Annotated in this window: 2 protein-coding genes; both read right to left on the minus strand. The window is 76.5% G+C overall.

Annotated elements, in window-relative coordinates; translation table 11 throughout:
* Nucleotides 1-384, minus strand: a 384-nt coding sequence (locus tag CKO13_RS12175) for a nucleotidyltransferase family protein (protein WP_200261399.1), incomplete at its 3' end; no start/stop codon positions are given.
* Complete coding sequence (locus CKO13_RS12960; protein WP_200261397.1) at nt 381-1,316, minus strand: phosphotransferase; 936 nt, start codon at nt 1,314-1,316, stop codon at nt 381-383. The genes CKO13_RS12175 and CKO13_RS12960, both read right to left, overlap by 4 nt.
* Nucleotides 1,317-1,445 lie beyond the last annotated feature (129 nt).

Raw genomic sequence — 1,445 nt, forward strand, 5'->3', positions numbered from 1 at the left:
CACCAGCACCAGGTGCGCCGCCCCCGCCGGCTCCCGCGGCAGGCGCGCCAGGGGGAAGTCGCACCAGATATCGCCGTTGACCACCCAGAACGGCCCCCCGCCGAGCAGGCCCAGGGCGCGGTGGATGCCGCCGCCCGTCTCCAGCCCCCCCGCCGGCTCGCGGCTGTAGGCGACGGCCACGCCCCAGGCGCTGCCGTCGCCGACGTAGGCCTCGATCTGCTCGCCGAGCCAGGCGGTGTTGATCACCACCTGCTCGACGCCGGCGGCGGCCAGCCGGGCCAGGTGCCAGGCGATCAGCGGATGGCCGCCCACCGGCAGCAGGGGCTTGGGGCGCTCGTCGGTCAGGGGCCGGAGCCGCTCGCCGCGGCCCGCGGCGAGGATCATGGCGCGCAACCGTCCCCCTCCCCGGCGAGCGCCAGGATCTCGCCCACCACCTCCTCCAGGCCGGGCTCCGCCTCCGCCGCCGCCTGCAGGTAGCCGATGAAGCGCCCCCGGTCCTCGAGGTAGCGGGGCTTGCCGTCCCGGTAGCGCAGCCGCGCGAAGATGCCGAGCACCTTCAGGTGGCGCTGGACCCCCATCCACTGGCAGTCCGCCCAGAAGCGGGCGAAGCCCGCCGGCACCGGCAGCCCCGCCGCCCGGGCCCGCTCCCAGTACTGCTGCAGCCCGTCGCGCACGAACCCCTGCGGCCAGCTGATGAAGGCGTCCCGGAAGAGGCAGACCGGGTCGTAGCTCACCGGCCCGAGCACCGCGTCCTGGAAGTCGAGCACCCCCGGCTGCGGCGCGGCGACCATCAGGTTGCGGGGCATGTAGTCCCGGTGGACGTAGACCGCCGCCTGCCCCTGGCAGCGGGCGACGATCTGCGCCAACCGCCGCTCGAGGCGCCGCCGCTGCGCGCCGCCGGGCTCGACCCCGCAGTGGCGCCCCAGGTACCAGTGGACGAAGAGATCGAGCTCGGCGTGCAGGAGCCGCTCGTCGTAGGCCGGCAGCCGCCCCGGGCGGGTCGCCGCCTGCCAGCGCACCAGGCTCGCCAGGGCGGCGTCGTAGAGCGGCCCCGGCTCCCGCCCGGCGCCCAGGGCGTCGAGGTAGGTCTCCCGGCCCAGGTCCGTGAGCAGCAGGAAGCCGCGCTCGAGGTCGCTGGCCAGCACCTCGGGGGCGTGGACCCCGGCGGCGTGCAGCAGCCCGGCGATGCGGACGAAGGCCGCCACCGCCGGGCGCTGCCCGGGGGCGTCCATCACCACGCGGCTGCCGCCCTCGCCGTCGAGGGCCCGGAAGTAGCGCCGCCGACGCCAGGGCCGCCCGGGCCCGCGGATCGTCACCGGCCTCGCTCTCCATCCTCCCCATTCGGCGCCAAGGCCGGGGCGAATGCAAGCGCCGGCGATTTGCCAGCCGCCCCCCGCTGTGCCAAGGTAGCCTCCTTGTCGCTGGAGACGGCCCACGGCCCCCTG

The organism is Halorhodospira neutriphila (assembly GCF_016584055.1).
GTDB lineage: Bacteria > Pseudomonadota > Gammaproteobacteria > Nitrococcales > Halorhodospiraceae > Halorhodospira > Halorhodospira neutriphila.